At 40.5% G+C, this 21,700-nt stretch carries 13 protein-coding genes and 1 tRNA gene; 9 read left to right on the forward strand and 5 right to left on the reverse strand.

The annotated features are described in order from the left end of the window. Positions 1–281 precede the first annotated feature (281 nt). Positions 282–638 (forward strand): response regulator transcription factor, encoded by a 357-nt coding sequence (locus FHT21_RS13300; protein ID WP_167295126.1) that lies wholly within the window; start codon positions 282–284, stop codon positions 636–638. Positions 639–874: 236 nt separating this feature from the next. Here the strand turns inward: FHT21_RS13300 and porV are convergent, their stop codons facing one another. Beyond that, a complete protein-coding gene (gene porV / locus FHT21_RS13305) occupies positions 875–2,047 on the reverse strand; it encodes a type IX secretion system outer membrane channel protein PorV (protein WP_167295127.1) in 1,173 nt (390 codons plus the stop codon). An 86-nt stretch (positions 2,048–2,133) separates the two neighbouring features. After that, entirely contained in the window at positions 2,134–4,584 is a 2,451-nt protein-coding gene (locus FHT21_RS13310; RefSeq protein ID WP_167295128.1) for a beta-galactosidase, read from the reverse strand. 385 nt (positions 4,585–4,969) lie between these two features. Here FHT21_RS13310 and FHT21_RS13315 point away from each other — a divergent pair, with 385 nt between their 5' ends. Further along, positions 4,970–6,667 carry a cellulase family glycosylhydrolase gene (locus FHT21_RS13315; protein ID WP_167295129.1) on the forward strand — a complete coding sequence of 566 codons (1,698 nt, stop codon included), beginning with the start codon at positions 4,970–4,972 and terminating at the stop codon, positions 6,665–6,667. A gap of 86 nt (positions 6,668–6,753) precedes the next feature. On the opposite strand, the gene FHT21_RS13320 is transcribed toward FHT21_RS13315, so the two are convergent. After that, positions 6,754–8,028 carry an alginate lyase family protein gene (locus FHT21_RS13320; RefSeq protein ID WP_208398916.1) on the reverse strand — a complete coding sequence of 425 codons (1,275 nt, stop codon included), beginning with the start codon at positions 8,026–8,028 and terminating at the stop codon, positions 6,754–6,756. A 557-nt stretch (positions 8,029–8,585) separates the two neighbouring features. After that, on the reverse strand, positions 8,586–10,250 hold the full coding sequence (locus tag FHT21_RS13325) for an alpha-L-fucosidase (RefSeq protein WP_167295130.1): 1,665 nt from the start codon (positions 10,248–10,250) through the stop codon (positions 8,586–8,588). Between the two features lie 194 nt (positions 10,251–10,444). Between FHT21_RS13325 and FHT21_RS13330 the strand changes: the two genes are divergently transcribed. Beyond that, positions 10,445–10,516, forward strand: a tRNA-Arg gene (locus FHT21_RS13330). A gap of 354 nt (positions 10,517–10,870) precedes the next feature. Next, positions 10,871–12,454 (forward strand): patatin-like phospholipase family protein, encoded by a 1,584-nt coding sequence (locus FHT21_RS13335; RefSeq protein ID WP_167295131.1) that lies wholly within the window; start codon positions 10,871–10,873, stop codon positions 12,452–12,454. Positions 12,455–12,892: 438 nt separating this feature from the next. On the opposite strand, the gene FHT21_RS13340 is transcribed toward FHT21_RS13335, so the two are convergent. Continuing rightward, positions 12,893–13,975, reverse strand: a complete 1,083-nt coding sequence (locus FHT21_RS13340) for a cellulase family glycosylhydrolase (protein WP_167295132.1) — start codon at positions 13,973–13,975, stop codon at positions 12,893–12,895. A 46-nt stretch (positions 13,976–14,021) separates the two neighbouring features. Here FHT21_RS13340 and FHT21_RS13345 point away from each other — a divergent pair, with 46 nt between their 5' ends. From FHT21_RS13345 to FHT21_RS13365, 5 genes are read left to right on the forward strand one after another with little or no spacing between them, the layout of a single operon-like run. After that, entirely contained in the window at positions 14,022–15,371 is a 1,350-nt protein-coding gene (locus FHT21_RS13345) for a sensor histidine kinase (RefSeq protein ID WP_167295133.1), read from the forward strand. A 20-nt stretch (positions 15,372–15,391) separates the two neighbouring features. After that, complete coding sequence (locus FHT21_RS13350) at positions 15,392–17,389, forward strand: cellulose biosynthesis cyclic di-GMP-binding regulatory protein BcsB (protein ID WP_167295134.1); 1,998 nt, start codon at positions 15,392–15,394, stop codon at positions 17,387–17,389. Between the two features lie 9 nt (positions 17,390–17,398). Continuing rightward, on the forward strand, positions 17,399–18,229 hold the full coding sequence (locus FHT21_RS13355; RefSeq protein ID WP_167295135.1) for a hypothetical protein: 831 nt from the start codon (positions 17,399–17,401) through the stop codon (positions 18,227–18,229). Position 18,230: 1 nt separating this feature from the next. After that, positions 18,231–20,096: a glycosyltransferase family 2 protein gene (locus tag FHT21_RS13360; protein WP_167295136.1), complete on the forward strand. Its 1,866-nt coding sequence runs from the start codon at positions 18,231–18,233 to the stop codon at positions 20,094–20,096. Further along, the gene (locus FHT21_RS13365) at positions 20,093–21,664 is read left to right on the forward strand and encodes a hypothetical protein (RefSeq protein WP_167295137.1); all 1,572 of its coding nucleotides are present in this window, start codon (positions 20,093–20,095) and stop codon (positions 21,662–21,664) included. The genes FHT21_RS13360 and FHT21_RS13365 overlap by 4 nt, the downstream gene beginning before the upstream one ends. The last annotated feature ends 36 nt before the right edge of the window (positions 21,665–21,700 follow it).

Here is a 21,700-nt window from a genome sequence, read left to right on the forward strand (position 1 = left end):
GAAGTTGTCTGACCGTAGAGCTTAGTTTTACGGTAGAAATATAAAGACTAAAATAAATAATAAATGTTATAACAACGTTTATTATTTGGTTTTTTATTTTTGCATGAGGAAGAAACTAATCAAGTGCCCGTTTCTGTGGCAAAATTGCTCATACTGTCGTAAAACAGTGCTGCAATCAGCGAGTCTCTTCCGCTTCAATAAATTGTGGATTTCTTTTTAAAAAAAATAAACCAGAAAAAGATTCAAATGTTAATATACAGGCGAAAACTAATAATGAGCTGATGAGAAAATATATATTGGTTGTTGAAGACAACAGTGATATAAGAGAAATCGTTTATCTTCTCTTAAGTGAAGACTACGAGGTACATTTTTGTGAAGATGCAACAACATTCCGAAACACGATATTTAAGAAACGTCCCGACGCTGTGATTTTAGATGTTATGCTTCCTGACGGAAACGGGATTGATTTATGCTGTGAAATAAAGTCAGATTACAGAACTGGGCACATCCCGGTATTGATGATGTCTGCAAATTCCTCTCTTGAAGAAATCAAAAAGAAATGTAATGCCGACGATTTTATCCCCAAACCCTTTAATATCGATCATTTCATTAATAAGGTTGCGGTTATGGTAGCTTAATTTAGAGATATCTTAGTTACTAACTCATGCATTGGTAATATGCAAATAAAACTGTAAGAGACCGGATAAAGGCTGAACAAAACTTACATACCATAATTTCTTGCATAAATGAGATTTCCATCTTATCCTAAATAATTCATTTACCTGAAACAAAAATACAAAGTAACATTTCAAAGCCTTCACAAAATGAAATCAGTAGTCGTTTGTTCAGAAATTGAGTTTGTTTAACTTTTATTTTATCTGATCTTACTAAAATTTGCCTGCAAACCAAATCTTATGGTATTTCTTAGCGGACTCTGAACTGATCCCATCAGATAGGAGAAATCGAAGGTAAAACGGCTATAACGGACTCCTAAACCAAGGGTAAGGTAAGAAGCGTCTGCCTTTTGAGGATTTTGATAAAGGTAGCCTGTACGCAGGTATAGTGTTTCTTTAAAACTGATTTCTGCACCTGCAGATATGCCCACCTCCTGAAGTTCTTCCCTAAAACCTCCAGGAGCATCGCTAAAAGAGCCGAATATACCTGCAGGAACAGAACGGTCAGGATCTTTACCTTTTACTATATTTCCATCAGCATCGTAAATGGGTTGGGTAGGTGCCATCAATTTGTTAAAATCGAGGGCAAAACTAACTTTTGTTGGGCCTTCTCCCATTTTCAGTGCAGAACCTATTTTAAAATTTGCCGGGAGGAAATACGATTTTAACGAAGTGCCATAAATCATCTTGGTACCAATATTGGAAAGGCCAAGACCAAAACTCAATATTGCAGGGGTTCCACCCAACTGGATCTCCGATTTTTCAAGCGCAGAAACATCTACCGCCACCGCTTTACCTGCCCTAACATTATTAACTGCCCCTCCTCCAATTAAGTTACTGTTAATATAACGCAAATTACCTCCAAGGGCAAATCCGGGACCGAGTTTTAATGCATAGCCTATATCGAGAGCAAATTCGTTTGGATTATAAACGCCGAGATCCTGAAAATTATCATCACTAAAATTTACATTCCCGATTGAAAAATACCGCAATGAAGCCGAAACCGTATTCCGCTCATTCAATCTGTAATAACCTGTAAGGAACGAAATACTCATACCTGAAGCAAGCTGTTTGAGCCAGGGGCTGTATGAAAGCGAAACACCGATATCTCCATCAGGCAGAAATGCCAGTGCCGAGGTGTTAATTGTGCTGGCGTTAGCATCGGCATTAAGCGCAACCCCGGCATTCCCCATTGCCGCTGCCCTGGGCTGTGGCGTAATAAGCAGGAATGGTACCGCGGTATAGATATTACTTAATCTGCTTGCATCAGCCTGGATACCATTAATGGACTGGGCATTAAGACTATAATGCAATACAACAAGACTTAAAAAGAGCCAATACTTAAAAGGCTTAACCGATAAATAATTTTTCATAATAGTTTCCTGATAATGGACTGATTCATTCTGTTCGTTCTTATGCCCAAGTGCCAAGCAGTATGTTTGCAGCCTGTTCTGCCTATCTAATTGTTGTCGTTATTATAACTGCAGATTTCCATTGCCCTGATTACAGCGCCGTTAACGGTTTGCCTTAAGCCGAGCGTAATGTTATTTTTCTCTCCCTCTTTAAGGTTCAGCCAACATTCGGGTATATAGAATTCCCTTTGTGGACCAGCCTCCCAGTGGCGGCCTATGTTATGGCCATTTATATAAATAAATCCATTACCAGAAGCATTGATAAGTAGCCTCCATGTTCTTTTTCCATCATTTTTAGGCAATTTAAATTCTGCCCGGTACCAGGTTAAAAGTGCATTTTGTTTTCCTTTGGGTTGCAGGTTATTTCCCTTGCGTGGGATCTGAAAAGTGGTATCCAGCGGTACAACTTTCCATTGCTTGCTATCAAAGCCATTTTCAGTAAATTTTTGTGCTATACCAGATAAGTTAGCAGAATAATCCCACTCCAACTTTTTATTAATCGCCGTTGTACCATCAGACAGGCCTGCAATGCGGATGCCGCAAAGTTCTTCCATCGGAAAATATCCATGTTCATGTCCTATATTCTCATAAACCAGCCATACTTCATTATGGCCTTCTTTCAGTAGCCCGGTCAAATCGAATTGGTTATCGTATTCGGTTTCTTTTAAAAAAGTAAACGATTTATCGCGTTGGCGGGTAACCTCTGAAACCCACTTTTCAGCCGGAAATATACGGGGAGCAATTTTGCCGTTAACTTCCATATTTATGATATCCCTCGAATAGGTGTTGAATAACATTCGTGTATATTTACTAACTTCTTGTTTATTCAGATTGAAACCTGAGCGGTAACGAACGTAGCGCAAATCATTTATCTCCATTTCAGGTAAAGATTTTCCCTGGTATAAGGGGAGCCAGAGGCCTTGTGCATCTTCATTGTATTGTTGTACTGATTTAAAGCGAAAGCTAACCGGCAAGGATACTTTTGCTATTGGTGCCTGGTAATACCACCAGATGCCTTTTTCAGCACCGCCTGTTGGAGGAATAATCAATACTTTTGTTTCAAGTGGTCCCAAATCGTAACGGATTAAAAGATCGGTTAACATTCCCTTTGTTGTATCGGCTTTATTTTTACTTTTAATCAGGACTTTATTTTCATCCTGATCGATGTTGTACATAGGCTGTCCGGTATCGCTTTTACCCGCTTTAACTGTTGCAGTACCGCTATTACTTTGTTCTGTAGAACTGTTGTGCATAAATACAAAGCGTGTTCCATCTGCAGATATACGTTGTGCGCCCACAATTTCAGCCGGAGCACTTTCAAAGCTGCATAAGCCACCTTTTGAGTTAATAAGCTCATGCCCGTATTTTTTAATGAAATCACCTAAATTTTGTGCAGCATAATATTTTGGAGATAATGCTCCGTTTTCACGGATCGCTGCGTTATAATCATAAGTTGTGGTTTGCCCACGGGCACCCCAGCCTGCAAAATGCGTTCCTCCAACAAACACATAAGGGAAAATACCTGTGGCACCTCCTGCAATTGACATCATTCCGAGGGCATAAAAATGTTTGTCGTTAGAGTAATGCTCTTCACTCAGTTTCCCTCCTACTGTTGCAAACCAACCACCTTGCAGCTCAGTAACGAATCCAGGGGCATTGGGCTGCTGTTGTTTTAAATCGCCCATGCGTTTTGCACAACTAATAGCATCTTTCAAACCAACATAATAGTTATCGCAATCGAAAACCTGCGATAATAAAGGATCTTTGCTTCCGCGGGCTTCAGATGTCAGACAGGTAAATACAGGTATCTTTATCCCCGCGCCGCGCACACAGTTGTACATACGTTGCAAGGCATGAGATTTGTTTGTTGTTTTGTGTGCATTGTACTCATTTTCTATCTGCAAAAGAATAATTCCTTTCTTGCCTTTTTGTTTCGCGGTGATCTGCTCTTTCTGAATAACTTTACATACCGCTTTATACCAGTGATCGTGCCAGTCCAGATAACGGTCATCAGCACTTCGCAGCCAAAAGCCCTCCACATCATCAGGACGGAACTTAGCCAGCCAGCGGGGATAGCCTCCTCCTGCAAATTCGGCACAGATAAATGCCCCTGGCCGGATAACAGTATAGAAACCAAACTCTTCCTGGGCCATACGAATCCAGTCTGTAAGATCTTTGAAATTAAACTGAGAATAGTCATTCAGCCCCTTCGGCATATTTAACTCACAAAGATTCCATGGAACATATGTTTCAACTGTGTTAAAGCCTGCCGACTTTATTTTGGAGAAACGATCACGCCAGAGTGTTTTAGGTGTACGGAAATAATGAAAAGCGGCACTGTAAACAAAAGTTTGTTTGCCTTCTATGTATAAACAGGCCCCATCGTACCTGATTTTATCAGGAAAGGGAAAAGACTTCTGCGGTTGAAGGTTTTGGGACTTTGACGACAGGGTTATTGCCATCATGATCAGGAACTGAAAAATTGTTTTTTTGAACATTCGAAAAAATAGGTGTTTAAAATCTAATCGGGGTGCAGGTAAATACTTTTACAATTGACAAATCAAAATGGAAACAATACTCTGTCGGTTTGTTGTAATTGAATAAAAAGGCAGCAAATACCTCGACATCGCATCCTCTGGCCTTGCGCGATTAACATTTACACTTTTTTATTATAAAATTAACTGCCAATAAAAAACTACGGTACAAAATCGCATTGTTCCTGTTCATTAGTTTTTTAAGCTGCCATGCAAATCATGGTTAACATCTGTAGATAATAATTTAACAAATGAGCCAATATATTTATACATAAGCTACTAATTTCGTTAACATAAGGGGTTGAAAGGTGCTGCATCGATTATAAAATCACTAACCAAATACCATAATATGAGAACACTAAATTACCTAACAGGCATTATGCTGGCTGTTTTAGCGCTAGGCTGCCAAAAACAAAAGATTGAAAATCCTACAGTCCTTCAATCTACAAAACGAGCGGTTACCATGCCAACCGCCACGAGTTATCCCAGTTATAATACTTCGCCACAACCTGCAGACCAATCGGGGGTTGGTAGTACCGCAGCCCAGCTTGCTGCTAAATTTACACTGGGATGGAACGCCGGTAATAGCCTGGAAGCCATAGGTGGCGAAACCTATTGGGGTAACCCCGCACTCACCCAGGCAATGATTGACCAGGTAAAAAGAAGTGGATTTACGGCGGTAAGGCTTCCCTGTTCATGGAACCAGTATATGGCCAACACCAGTACTGCTCAGCTTCAGCAATCGTGGCTTAACAGGGTAAAAGATGTGGTTCAATACTGTGTAAATGATGGTTTATATGTAATCCTGAATATCCACTGGGACGGAGGGTGGTTAGAAAACAACTGCACCACAGCCCAACAGCCCTATGTAAATGCCATGCAAAAAGCATTCTGGGAACAGATTGCAACACAATTGCGCAATTTTGATGAACATGTTATTTTTGCCAGCGCCAATGAACCAGCAGTTTCTGATGCTACAGGAATGGGCGTACTGTTATCTTATCATCAAACTTTTGTAAACGCTGTCCGATCTACCGGTGGTAAAAATAGTTACCGTACCCTTGTAATTCAGGGGCCTAGTACTAATATAGACCATACCAATAACCTGATGAATACCTTACCAACTGATTCGGCTCCTAACAGATTAATGGTAGAAGTACACTACTATACCCCGTTCAATTTCGCAGGACTGCCAGATGATGTAAGTTGGGGAAATGCCTTTTATTATTGGGGTAATGGTTACCACTCCACCACTGATGCTTCGCGAAATGCTACTTATGGGGAAGAAGCAGATGCCGGACCACAATTTGCCCTGATGAAAACTAAGTATATTGATAAAGGTATACCCGTTATACTGGGAGAATACGGCGCAATCAGAAGGCCTAATACTTTATCAGGTGATAACTTAACTTTACACCTGGCTAGCAGGGCTTATTATATCAACCATGTTACCCGGCAGGCGGTGCAATATGGATTAAAGCCATTTTATTTTGATGATGGCGCTTCAGGAAACAATGCATTCAGGATCCTGGACAGGCAAAATATTGGAGGAGCTGACCAACAAGCTTTGGCAGCGGTTGTACAGGCAGGCCAAAATGCCAATACTTCAAGCATTCAGGCCGGGCAAATTTACCAGATTTACAATAGGTATAGCTTTAAAGCCCTTGAAGCTGCCGGTTGGGGCAGCTCAAACGGAACAGTTGCACAGCAATGGTTATATGGTGCAGGCGCTAATCAACAATTTAAGGTAGAGGATGCAGGCAGCGGATTGTTTCGTCTTACCCCTGTTCATGCACCTACAAAGTGCCTGGAAATTTCCGGTTGGAGTACTGCTGATGGCGGACAGGCCGCTTTGTGGGATTACAATGGCACTGCGAATCAAAAATGGTCTATTCAGATAACCGACAATGGTTATTACCGGATAACAAATGCCAATAGCGGGAAAGCGCTTGATATGACAGGCTCATCGTTAAACAATGGAACTGCTGCTGTACAATGGTCGTACTCCGGAGGAAGAAACCAGCAATGGGGATTTGTAAAAATTTAAAAGGCAGGTTCTACAGTTAAATTTAAGACCTACTATACTATAAATAATAAAGGCTTCATCTTAATCGATGAAGCCTTTATTATTATTTAACGGGAAAAGGTCAAGGTCCCAAAGCCTAGCTGATCATAGCCCCCACTATTTGGCCCATAGTCTCCGCCTCCCCCCTCAGGCCGTACTTTTTCGGCGAATTGGGTCGTATACGTAGCTGTTTTACCTTTTACCTTCACATAATAATTGTAAACAAGCTCCCATCCCGGGCGGATGTTACCCCTACCACCACTTGAGATGACCGTTTGATTTGAATTTTCGCAGTTATTATAGGTGGTAAAGGGAACAGTATTGGTTGTATTGATATTATAGGCGGCTATGTATTCGCTAACCCCTAAAAGTGGTGGATTAACATGGCTCCAGGGATTATAATCAAAAAAGTTCTGGCCTTGGTTATACAGCATCTGGCAAAAGGTTCCGAAAAGGGGAACCTCCATTGTAGCATGGCCCTGATCTCTTCCAGCCTCCTGTGCCTGATCCATACCATTAGGATAAGTTGCTGTTGTTACCCTTCCGATGTAGGCGGTACCGGTTCCACTGTGCTGGTAATAATCTATAGCATAATTAATCTTAGCCACATCATCACAAAGAATGCCAATAGCTAACACCGTACATAAGTTAGACATATCCCAGTTAAGCCAGTAATGGGTACCACAGGTGTTGTTATGCCTGTTCAAAAAATCGCTCGAAACCGGATAATATACATTAAGCATGAAATTTTTAAAAGCGGCGAAATCTGCTGCAGACCAACCGCTGTAACCACGCATAATTTCTGCAGCATTTGCCCATTGGTACCCCTGCAGGCCTGCCGCCAGTTGTTTATTGCTATCACCATCAATATACTTGCATTTAACTGCCCAAGCATTCATTATGGCTACGGCATTTGCACCACAGGCTGCATCTCCCTTAATTTTCCATCGTAAGGCATTTTGATAAGCTGCCGCAGCATCCTGACATGCCAGAATGTAATTTTCTCCCCTTCCGCTTGCTGCTCTTCCACGTACGATTGTATCTACCGGCCGTGGTACATAAGTGGCAGCAGAGCGACCATTAGCTACAAGTTTGTTCCAACCATCCAGCCAGGGTTGTGCCCCTGCATTTACCTTGGTTGTCATTCGGGTAAAATCAGCTGCAGAGTGAAGCATCCCTGGGTGTACAACAGTAGTTACCCGCCCAAGGGCAGTAGCAACCATTTGTTTTCCGGGCGCCAGACCGGTGCTCAAATTTGCCGTATCCTCAGCGGCAATTGGTTTACTGCATCCAAATGACAGGAATGCGATGCATAGCATGATTTGATTCATTTTTGTTTTCATAGGGTATATATAAATGAAGATTAACTACTACTACTTAAAGTAATCTTAATAGTCTGCTTATTTTAAACGGTTATACGCTTTTTTAAAGGCAAAGGTTGCCCAATTGGCCGTAACCAGATGCATCAAGTACTGTTCCATACTCCGCTTGTCTTTTGTAATACATAGTGATATGCTTCTGCCCTATTGTAATTTTACGAAAACTCACAAAAACAGCATTAAAATTCTCATTTACAAATATTTACAGCCATTAACAGTGAATTTTTTCAACTTTATTTCTTATAAGACAAAATCAGTATTTTTCTATACTCTTTCCGCTTAATTTTTCTTAAAAAAAAATGATGCAACAACTTGAAGTTGTGCAATTTCAGCAAAAAATCAATTGTTTATTTGCAAAACCAGGACAGTTCAAGGATTTCATTGCGTAGACTAAATTATTCAGTGGTATCAAGAGACAGTGCAGTTACCAAAACTCTTTCAGGAATAGTAAAATACAAAGATTGGATCACCAATACAGGTTGACCCAATCTATAACTGTTAAGCAATTAATTATTTTAAGCTTATGTAATTTTAAGGGCATTAGCGTAGGAAGCCTGTGGCTGATTTGCGGGAAAATAAACCTTTAAACCTTGTGAATTTCTTTCAAAACGCAAATTTTCTTTGGTGGCAAGCAGTTGCACAGTATTTATTTTTCCGGGATAATTTAATGATCCTTCGGCCAGACTGGAAATCAAAACCGAACCTTCAGCAGGCCAGGCCATAACCGTAGCAAACAATTCTTTTTCTTTAACGGCAAACCGGATATCTTTATCACTAAAAGGTACACCTTTGCCTTCATTAAATCCTTGCGCGCTTAATTTAGGTGATTTTTCCTGTGCAGGCCCTTCTCCAAAAATTTTCCATGGCCGGGTGCCATATATACTGTCTCCGTTCGCTTTCATCCATACGCCAATGTCTTCAACGATTTTTCGCTCCAGCTCATCTATTGTACCGTCACCGCGCACAGGAATATTGAGCATCAGATTACCATTTTTGCTTACTACATCAATCAAGGTATGGATTACGGTTTTTGCAGTTTTATAACCATTTCTGTTATAAATTCCCCGTTCGTAATGCCACCCCCCTATACAGGTATCGGTTTGCCAAGGCAGGGGCTCAATGTTGTTGCTCTGCCCACGTTCTATATCCCACACCATAGCCTTACGCTGTGTTTCATTAAGTATTTTTCCGGTAACTACTGCATTAAGCTTGCCTTTGTTCTTAATGCTTTTGTTGTAAAGGTGTGCTGCAATTTTCAACCCTACATCACTAATTGGCCACATGGGCAATTGCGAATCGTCAAAATATACCATATCCGGGTTATATTTGTTGATCAGATCGATAGTGCGGTTATAAAACTTGTTGATGTATGCACTGGTAGGCGGGGTAACACCATTGCCCCAATCCCATTGACTATGTATTGTTCCGTTATTCTGGCTATTTTGACTCAGCTGATGGTTTTGTGCATAAAGTTCCTGCGGATCAAGACCATCCCACCATTTACCTTTCCCATCTGCTTTTGTCAGCTTCCCATCGTATGGAACACCTGCCATAGGGCCGTTTTTGTCTGCACGCTGGCTAGTTTCAAACCAACTCCATGCGTGTGCAGCATGCACACTAACTCCAAATGGCAATTGATGCTTTTTAGCCGCAGCAGCCCATCCGCCAATGATGTCTTTTTTAGGGCCTACTTTGGTAGAATTCCAGTTCTTCTGGTATTTACTGTTATAAAGATCCAGGTTATCGTGGTGGTTGGCCAGCGCCATAAAATATTTGGCCCCTGCGCTTTTATATAGTGAAACAAGCGACTCAGGGTCCCAATTCTCTGCTTTCCAGACATTGATTACATCTTTAAAGCCAAATTTAGAAGGATGCCCATATTTCTCAATATGATATTTATATTTCCAGCTCCCCTCCATATACATTTCCCTGGCATACCAATCGCCAGCTTCTGGTTGGCACTGAGGCCCCCAGTGTGCCCACATGCCAAATTTCGCATCTCTAAACCATTCAGGGGTTTTATAATTAGCGAGCGACTCCCATGTTGGGGAGAATGGTCCTACGAGGATCTTCTCTACAAACTCTTTTGCTCCATCATTATTTGACTGAAATCCGGAAAGTTTATTGGAAAGTAAAACTCCGGGAATACCAATAGCAAGGCTTTGGATTAGTTGTCTGCGGTTCATAAAATTGGTTAGTTTTATTTGTAGACAACAAATTTAGAACGCCATACTCCAACATCCTTGTCATTAACAGACTATTTTTTAAACAAATCCGACATTCCATATAAGTTTCAATACAGTTTCATATAGAAATAGGTGTATTTTTTTTATTTAAAATGCAAAAAAAATAAGTTTTCAAATCCTATATTTGCAGCCTTGCTCCCGTAGTTCAATGGATAGAATTATGGTTTCCGGTACCATCGATATGAGTTCGAATCTCGTCGGGAGCACAAACGAGACAATCAGTTTTTAAGCTGATTGTCTCGTTTTTTTCACTATTATCCGCTATATTAACTCGGATCCTTATTCAGTCTAGTTCTTCGATAATGCCAGTTTTTGTACTCGAGCTTTTCTAAGAAAAAACATCGTTAGCGAGAACTTATTAGGCATAAATGCCTTTATAAGGAGCTTAGTCACTTTGCGAGCTATGAGCTTTCGATCGATGGCACATTGGATAATTTCATCAATAAGCGAGGTAACTGCTTTTAACCAGCACTTATGGGATTTGATTGATTTCGCGTTTTACATAAGCCCATATAATCTTGTTTTTCGATTATCTTAATGGTATCAGGTTCACTTATTATATGAATAATGCTTATTTTAGGATAATTATTGCTGATATAGATGGCGCTCTTATGGAAAATGATAATAAGTCTTCCAACGCTTTTGGTACGGTGAAGTCGAAAGAATGGACAGATAAGAAAAAACGCGGTTTAGTACTGGCAGGCGGTGGCGCGAAAGGTGCTTATACTTTTGGTTGTTTAGAGGCATTTAAGGAGCTGGAAATCGAATTCGATGCAGTTGCAGGAACTTCGGTAGGCGCGTTGAATGCTTTTTTATGGTCTGCTGATGCAATGAAAAAAGGGAAAGCGATTTGGCAAAATTTGAGTTTTGAATCTGTATATCCAGTGAGAATACTAAATCCTAAGTATTTTCATAAACATATAATTAGAATGGTCTCATTTCTGTATGTTTTCCTACGATTGATGTGGGAAATTGCGAAAGGATCGCCTACAATGAGGGAGCATCAAAGGCCGCTAAAATTTACCTTTATTATTCTGGTATCTATACCGATTCTGCTATCCAACGTTGCAGCACATGCTCTATTACCAGATATTCCTTTAAACTTGAGCAATATCATTTTTTTAGCATTAGTTTTTCCTATTACACCAATTGTTTTGGAATTGATAGGCTCAAAAGATGCGGTATACTTTATTTACGGACCAGGTTTGATTCTTCTGTGCATTTTGTTCTTTTATCCAATATTAGATCATTTTGTCCATCTCGATCAGTTCTTCAGTCGCTCTGTTTATCATGAGTATTTGCTTCAACCCATTTTCTGGGTACTATTTTTTATTCTCCTTGCAATGATATTTTTTCTAACTGCTATGCTTGTTTTCAAGGGGTTTATTTTTTCACAAAAATTTTCTGTTTTGGATGCTACGCCATTGAAATCTCATCTGAGAGATGTATTAACTGCAAGTGAACTAAAAGTTCCAATATGGGCTACTGTTGCAAGCAAAGCATCAATCTTCGATCCGGTTAAACCTACCTGGCATATCCCAAGTAATGACAGGGGAATAACTAGCCCGGACGCTATCTGTACTCCTTATCGGGTAGAGAAATGGTGCTCAGAATATATTAGACTTGATATATTGACCAAAGATGAGATAGTAAATTTCTGCGCAGCAAGTGCGGCACTTCCCTTCGGTATTATCCCTCCCTTTAAGCAGGAGAATATTCATTATGTAGATGGCGGGGTCGCTGACAACTGTCCTTTGGTTCCACTTATGCAAATAGCTGAGTTCGATGAAATTTATATCGTGCTCCTGGAATCTTATAAAAATGATGATGAGGCTTTTGAAAGGGAGAAACTCTCGCTGGGCCATTGCCGAGAGAGGCAACGCACTCAGTATTTAAAAGATTATCCGCTACCTGAAACGAAAAGATTTTCAGATCATGTTAATTACGAACCTGTAATCATACCATATGAATTGACTGATTATGCTGAACGGTTAGTTTTCTTTTACCCTAAGCAATCTTTGGGCGGATTTTTATCCGGCACTTTAAATTTTACCCCCAAATACGCATCAGCGCTTATGAATTTGGGGAAGAAAGATGCCCTTGCTAAGCTGCAATCGCTTACAATCTCCTCTATTGCAGAGTAAAGGCCGATTCTATTAAAAAAATGGGAATTCAATTGGTATAAGAAACTAAATTTCAAATCTTTAATAAAAAGGAAAACAGCATTAAAGATTGTAGATAATTTCAAAACTAGTCACTGCTTTTTTTATAAACTAGCCACATATAACGGCGCAAACTGATATTAATTTCCATTACAAAGTGTTCAATTGACCGATTTTAAGCAAATTTAGCTTGTTCAGGATCGCTATCTTTATATTGCTTTTTTGGGCCATATATAGTTTTGCTAAGCAAAAAGCAGCTTGTCGTTAGGATTACTGGGTACAGGAATGAGAGAAATACTAGTGCCAGGTTTATCACCGAGCAATTTGTATAGAGCGGCTCAGGTAGTTTCTCCGAAATACACATTTTTGTTGTCCAGAAACTAGGTTCTGAGTAAAAACATTAAAACAGGCACCTTAACATTACTTTCTGAACAGATCTAACATACAAGGACTCAACGTTCTCATACTCGGCTTACCTTGAAAAATGGAGAAATTTTCATCATATTCCCAGATCATCCATGGAATAGACAGCCGATCGAGTTCATTTTTAACAACGGTTAAATAATTGCATATGCTCTGCTCTGATGCAAATTTCCGGTATACGCCATACTCACTGCACAATATCGGTACATGATGGATATCCGACCATTGCTTTATCATCAGCAATTTGTCGTGTACAGCTCCAGCTTTTCCCTCATTGCGATAATTTTTATAGTTTGCTTCTCCGGCCGTACCCCTCGCAGACGCGGCCAAAGTGGGCATCTGCTGATCAAGATAAGGAAAAGGGATCCCGATGGTAGATACTTGTTCCCCGATCCAATCGGCCCCCTGGTGGGTAAATAAAAAAGGTTCGTAAAAATGAAAGGTATATATGATATTTTTAAACGGCAAAGGAGCTATCCTGCTCAGTTCGTAAATACTGTTATAATTTGAGGCACCCACAATAATTGTCCTATCGGGCGACATCTTCCTTATGCGCGCTATTAGCCTCTGAGCAACCGGGAGCCACTGCTGATCACTTATCACTGGTTCATTCAACAGTTCAAAATAAAGGCTGTTGCAACTGATTTTCCGGTAACGTTTTTCGAGAAATGTCCAAAGCTCCAAAAGTTGTTGTGTATCAAACTGCAGATGGTCTGCCCTGAGGTTGCCATAATGATTTACCAGCACCAACCTGATCCTGTGTTTGATGGCTTTTCTGATTACCGCATCTATATCAGCAAGTAATTTAACTTTTTGTATATCGCTGCCCTGGATATAGAACTGCTGAAAAGCAATGGGCAAGCGGATAGTTTTAAGGCCCAAACTACCAATCAAGCGAAAGTCGCTATCAGTTAATTTATTAAGGTCCAATACCTGGGGGTTCCAATACTGTTCAAGCCAGGATACATTAATGCCACGCCCCAGTTGGTCAGCCTGCAAATGGGGCAAACTACGTTGTTGTGCATAGCCGAATTGCCAAAAAACGGCCAAAAGCAGTAGTATGTATTTTTTTTGTTTCAATTCGTTTTTTTTATTATGTTTAAAATTCACCGCTGCTACGATTAATATGCCAACCAGAACAGATACCTCCGCCGCCATCTATGTCAGTGATGCTGTATATGAAAAGCAATTAACAAAAAAATCGACATACTACGCCAATATCATTATCTGGACGGTTATATTCCTATATCCCTTACTTGGCATATTGGACTATATTTACGCCTACCCTATCTATCAGGCACTTTTTCTCACCAAAATCATCATAGTAGTGCTAATATATGCTGTTTACGACATTTCGATGAGGCTTGAAAAACCTGCATATTTTGCATTGCATACTACAATTATCCTCATATCACTTAATGCTTCCATTATCTGCAATATTGTACCATTCGATATTGCACCTGTATTTTTTATGGTTTTTGCGAGTTTATCGATGCTTTTTAACCTGGTCGTTTTTTGGCATCCTGCAAACTCATTCGGTCATTTCTTCTTAACACTCCTATTTCTGGCCGTAGGCTACCACCTCTTTAACGCGGTTAGCATAGAAACCTATATTACCCAAGGGGCCGGGTTATTTATCATCACTTTTTTTTTCTCCTGTTTTATCCCCATGGCCAGGTACAGTATTATCAGAAAAAATACTTTAAACGATCTGCGTGTGAAAAATACAACGGCCAAGCTCAATCTGCTACATGAAGAACTGGTAGATAAAAACCAGCAGGTTGAAATATCAAATTCCAGGTTAACCAACTTGGTCATGCAACAGGATAGTTTTATGGCCTTTGTGCGGGAGGACATCCTGAGTTTTATCGGTTCGATCAATTTATCGGCCAATGCCATGAGAGATTTCGAACATGAGGACCAGAACCTACATCACATAGAGACCATAAACGAAAATATAATCAGGCTGGAACAGCTTGCCCAACTTTTTCCTAATGATCATTCAGACCTATCAAGTGATATTGTTCTATCTCTAAAAAGAGTCGACCTTCTTACCAGTACCCAGGCAGTAGCCAATTGCATGATTAAGTGTTTTGGGTATCCAGACATAAACTTTAGTATTGCTCCGCAAAAAAAATGGCCGATGGTTCAACTGGATCCGCTTTATATCGATCAGATCCTTTTTAACCTTTTTGCAAACTGTTTTAAGTTCTGCGACAAAAACGACCTTATCGACTGCCGGATGAAGGAAAGTAACAGCAAACTTCACCTTATCATCAACTGCATACCACCCGGCATAGAAGCAGATCGTGTGGCAAACGAATGGGAATCTGCGGTACCAACAGCACAAAGCCTTCAGCAAGGTCTTGGCCCGGGTTTTTACATTGCCAAGCTGCTTGCCGAAAAAATGAGGGGCGAACTCATTTACCACAAATGCCAGGCTCATACTTGTTATGTACTGGCTTTTAACTTATAATATTTCGAACTTTATCCCATATGAAAAAACTATTGATCCTTTTCGCACTGTCTATTTGCTTCTTAGCGGGTTTTGCACAAAAATCGTTCGAATCTTACGGATTTCAGCCCCAGTTGATCAGGGGAATTCAGGGGCAATATATTTATTACATCCGCGTACTACCCAACCAACAGATGGATAAGAGTACCCTTATCATCGACTTCCAGGCATCAAAGATACTGAACACAGCAAAATCGTTTATCCATGTACTGGTTAATGATATGCCTGCTCTGAGCAGCAGTTTTCAAACGGATAGTATCAACAGGTTTAAAGTGCCCATACATCAAAGCAGCAAGGGTACTTCTGATTTTTTAAAAATCACCGTCAGATCACAGCTGATTATTGGCAATGATATGTGCCAGGACGATAAAAATGCTGGTTTATGGCTAAACATTTTGCCAAGCTCTACCATATACTGGGCAAAAAACAAGCAATATGGACCTTCTACTTTAAATCTTTCCAATGCCCTTTTCAGTAAAAAAGCAATTGTTTATCCCAACAATATTTCAGCTTCCGAACTGCAGACGGTTGCATTAACCTATGCCAAACTGTTAAGGAGCACAACTGACCGCATCAACCTTTACCCGATTTCGCAGATGCCACAGGGTCTTGATAATTTTATTGCTATCGGACTGGCGCATAAGCTTAAGTCAAAATTTGGTTCCAAACTTAATATCGCCCCAAAAAAAGGTCAGGGCATTCTCTATCTGAACAAAGAAACCGATACCACAAAGGTTGGATCGCTCAGGCAGATCCTATTTGTAACCGCAGCAGATGTTGCCGGTATGAGTAAAGCTGCTGACGCACTGCTAACCCCGGGGATTTTGGAAAGTAGCTTTCAGGATATATTAAAAGTTGACAGGGCAGGTTATAAGAAATTCGAAAAAAAAAACAGGCTTAATCTTTCAGACCTTGAAGACAGCAACAACCTGATGACGGGTACGGGAAGCTTAAACCATGATTACCAATTTAAAACATCGGCTTTCAGCACCCTTCCGGCGGCACTGAACTGCCAGTTTGAAATCAGGTTTTCTGGTATTGGACAAAAAGATAGAGGCTATTTTAATGTTTATTTAAATGATATCCTGCTTACAAGCAGACAATTGAATGAATCTGGCACATTGCAGGTAAGCGCAACAGTTAACCGCTACCAGATCAAAAAATTCAATGTACTCAGAACAGAATTTGTTTTTTATCCGGTCAATGGAGCATGTCAGGGTAATTTTCAGCATTTTATCGGCCAGGTTGATGCCTCAAAATCTTATCTGGAGGTATCTGATGACCTGGAAGAAAAGCAGGCCAGTTTTTACAGTTATCCAGACGTTTTTCAACAGGGAACGGCCATATTGGTAGCAAAAAACATGCTTTCTTATGCTGTGAGAGCAATTTGTGAATTAACCTACCAATTGAATGATCACCCCAGTAACGAGATTAAATATCGCCCTGTTGTAGATTTCAGCAACAATGCGGCTAAGTATAAAGGACGCAACATTGTATTGATAAGCGATAGGCAGGATCAGTTGCTCCATAGTTTTCAGGAGATGCCATTACAGTATAAAACTGATTTTACCATTTATGGAGAACAGCCTGGTAATGTGATATACAAACTTTCCTCACCAGAAGCTTCGGCAATTTCGCAGATATTCAAGGATGAAAATTATCCCGTGGTGCTTTCGGTTACCACGCCGCCAAATGATGCTGCCGCAGAGCTTTTGGAAAACAGCATCCTCGATTTAAATGAACAGTTGAACCTGCTTTCCGGAAACACACTGATCAACAGCAAAAACAGCCATCTGGTATTCAACCTCGACAGGAACAGCAACAATATTGTTTACCAGGGCGATGGCAATGGCCGTTGGCAAACGTTCTGGCTCAAATACAAATTGGTTCTGCTTGCAGGCGCACTGTTTATCATTTTCTTGGCCTATCTATATGTCCGTTCAAAAGTAAATAAATCACAAAAAATTGTAACCCAATAACATATCGCCATGAATACCAAAGCTGTAAAATTTATTTTCGCAACAATTATTCCATTTTTAATGGTACAGTATGCCATAGCAAGTGGTTTTCCGATGCGAAAGGGCAAAGCGTTACTTGCTCCTTATTTAAGTTATTTCGTGGCCAACCAGTACCGCGACCTTAACGGGCAGAAATACAGTTATGCCAATGGTGGAAAATACAGTTCTTTTACCTTTCAGCTTTATCTGGAATACGGCATTACCGACCACCTCGACCTCGTGGCAAAACTTCCGTTAACTTCTGCGCAGTTTAAAGATAATACACAGCGAAACAGCAATACGGCACTTTCGGATATGGAAATAGGGTTAAAATACAACCTTTTGGAATTTAACCAAAAAAGGTATTTTCTTTCGGCGCAAGCACTGGCGGCAGTTCCGCTGTATGGCAAAAATGGCAATCCAAGCACGGGTTATGGCCAGTTCGGTTCGGAACTTAAACTACTTTTTAGCGGGAGCACTCCGGCGGCTTATTTTAATGTAGAGGCCGGTTACAGGCAATATTTCGGTAATACGTTTGGCAACGTAGGGCAGCTAAGTTACATTGCAACATCAGGATTGCATCTGGGCAAGAACAATCAGCTTATGGGTGAGATAAACGGCATCAGTTCGCTTAGATCTAACCAGTTTAATCCCGAAAATCCTGCTTCGAATACCGAATTTACCTTTATAAAAGCCAATATCAGCTTCGGGCAGCGCATTACTGGTGAGAACTGGATATTCGCAGGCCTTTTCCACGATATATTCAATAGGAACTCGGGCATTGGTCAGGGTGTTACAGTTACCGGGATTATACGCTTTTAACATGGGCAAAAAACAACAGCGTTATATTATAGGAATACTGTCTGATCGTGGTTATATAACGCAAGATGATGTGGTGCGGATTGCTTCATTTGGGGAAACCAGTGGATTATCGCTGGTAAAGATCCTGCTTAATTTTGGGTACATTAGCCGGAAGGATTACCAAAAATGCCTATTGGAAGAGGGCTACGATTTTAAAGATGTACGGTTAGAAGAAACCGACCTGGAGGTAATGATGCGGATGGACCTGAAAACGGTTGATCGCGATCTGATCCTACCGTTGCGAATAGTAGATGGTTATGTGGTAGTTGCAGTTGCTGATCCTACCGCAACAGCAGATCTTCTTTTGATTGAAGAAAAATATGGCTGCCCCGTAAACGTATTGCTTGCTTCCGATCTGGATATCCTTTGGCTCGGACATAAACTACTGGGCGAAAAGTATGTTAAAAAAGCGGTATTCGAACTGCTCAACAGGGACCCGGAAAGTTCGGCACTTGTTACCTTTACCCAACCCCAGCTTATTATCATCTTTTCAGTTATTGCACTGGTTACCGCTTCCCTCTTTCTCAGTTTTATCAACACCACTATAATCATCAATATATTGATGAGCAGCTTTTTTTTAGTAGCCATTGCTTTTAAACTGTTTCTTGCCCTTACCGGTTCAAAGCTCGAGCTTTTTCAGGCAGTGAGTAAAAAAGAGTTGAAAAAGGTAAAAACGAAAGACCTGCCTGTTTTTACCATCCAGTTACCTGTTTACAGAGAAGATAAGCTGATCAAAAAACTGATCTGGAACCTACAGTCGTTGGATTACCCCAGAGAAAAACTTGACATTAAACTCCTGATAGAAGAAGATGACGACAAAACATTAAATGCAGTAAGAGATCTTGATTTTCCGGCTATTTTCGAAGTGGTTGTTGTTCCTTTCCACATGCCAAAAACAAAGCCGAAAGCCTGTAACTATGGCCTGTATTTTTCGCGTGGGGAATACCTTACCATATATGATGCCGAAGATGTACCAGACCAGGACCAGCTCAGAAAAGTGGTGGTTATGTTTAACAAGCTACCCAAAAACTACATCTGTATACAGTGTGCACTGAATTATTTTAACAGGAATGAGAACTTTCTTACGCGGATGTTTACCCTCGAATATTCGTACTGGTTCGATTACATGCTGCCCGGCCTGAGCACACTCGATATTCCTGTTCCGTTAGGCGGTACCAGTAACCACTTTAAGTTCGACAGCCTGATGGAATTGGGCGGCTGGGATCCTTTTAACGTTACCGAAGATGCCGACCTTGGCATAAGGGCTTTTGCAAAAGGCTACAAGGTTGCACTGGTAAACTCTACAACTTATGAGGAAGCCAACAACGAACCTTTCAACTGGATCAGACAGCGTTCCAGGTGGATAAAAGGTTATATGCAAACCTACCTGGTACATATGCGCAATCCTTCAAAACTGATAGAAAAAATAGGTTGGAAAGGCTTTTTAGGCTTTAATTTTTTTATCGGCGCAACACCTGTTACTTTCCTTATCTACCCGCTTCTGCTCCTGCTTTTTATCTGCTACCTGGTATTCGATCTTGATGATATCCGTACCATATTTCCTGATTGGGTACTCTATATTTCGATATTCAACCTGGCCATAGGTAATATACTCATTATCTATGTTAATATGATAGCTGTTTTTAAACGGAGGTATTATGAACTCATTCTATTCTCTATCCTTAACCCATTTTACTGGTTAATGCACTCCATTGCCGCTTATAAAGGGCTTTTGCAACTGATTATCAAACCTTTTTATTGGGAAAAAACAGATCATGGCCTAAGCAAGGTGCAGATGAACAGGGACACAAAATCGGAGACCATATGAGCGCAAAATCCAATAAATCCCTATGCCTGATATCGTTCTTATTGTTCGGATATTATATTTATATCGCTTACCTGCTTTATTCTGGGGGGGTGCACAGTAATGAAGCACTTTTTTTTACCGAAAAATCTGCTCTTCTGCATGAGGGCGATGTGGATGAGATCAAGCTCGCCGGGCTTACTTTTCCTCAGTTGCCTTTCATTTTTTCGTGGGTTTTCTCTTTTTTGGGTATGAGGTTTTCTCCGGTTCTTGCCTCCGCCTTAGGTACTTCAGCGCTTTTCTTCATTATTACAAGTTCGATCAGCGCGCACCAGTACCGAAACTGGTTGTTTTGGGGCATACTCATTACCTTTATGCTGCATCCTGCGTTCATTTTTTTCGCTGTATCAGGAAAAAGTTCGTACATGGTGCTCATCTTCTTCTATCTTTTTGTAATGAGCATTTTCCGGTATTTCCGCACCAATACATCTTACCATATTTCGGTGGCCAGTATCTATTTCACACTGCTTATTTTCTGTTCGTTCAAGTTTTCCTGGCTAATGCTGTTTATCCTTCCCATTATTTTTTTTGTAGCCCTTCAATCCATGACAGTTGCAAAAAACGATCCAATGGATAAGATCGCAATCGCATTCAATACCGAATCGATACGGCGTAAACTGGCCAATAAAACCCTGGCCGTATATCTCATCATATTTGCCCTGCCGATAACTGCGATATTGATTTTCAGGATGCTGAACCAGACCTACACCGGAGATGCCGATTATTATTTAAACAGTCCTTATGCAAATTATAGCGCAATTACAGATCAGACAGATAATCTCAATAATTTAGCTGATAACAAACTGGGGCGTATATTTCCTGAGGTGCATTTTTTGGTAACGGTAAGGATATTGATGTTTGCGCCCCTGTTACTGCTCTGCCTGGGCATTTTCAAGAGCATCAACCGCAACATCTTTATGGTTTTTTCCCTTTTCTTCTTCATGGAATTCTTAAAGATAAAATATCCCAATGTTTATATCCCCATTCATTTTTACGCAGCCTTTATATGCCTTTGTTGGGCTGTTATAGCAAACGCAAAAAGTACCAGAACACTTCGGTTCAATAAACATTTTTATTTCTCGATTATCATTTTACAGCTTGTTACCGCATACCTTACAATGAATGCAAGCCCTCTGCCTGAAGAAAAAAAATACCAGGGCGCACTTGTATCCATAATGACGCAAAAGCCGCTTGAAAGAGACGATGATGAAAAACTATCCAGCTACATCAAAAAGATCAGCGCTAATGATGGCATACTTGCAGATGATGCCAATGCCTACCAAATCATAGCATTAACAGGGTCTGCCAAAATTTTTCTGACTCCAGGCGAAAATAGGTTTTTGGCCGCAGTTGCTCAACCTGTAAACCATGTATCCTACATATTGGCAACCAAAAAAGAAAGCCAATACGATTCCTTTGGACTACTGAATAACAATACGGTACAAACATTACGTTTAAAAGGAATTTCGCTGCATCCGGTCTGCTCCAATAAAAACTGGATATTGTGGCATATCAAAAACGAGAAAAAATAACAATTCAGCGATACATACATCGGTTTCATTGCTTTT

The sequence above is a fragment of the Pedobacter sp. SG908 genome (assembly GCF_011759615.1).
Lineage (GTDB): Bacteria > Bacteroidota > Bacteroidia > Sphingobacteriales > Sphingobacteriaceae > Pedobacter > Pedobacter riviphilus.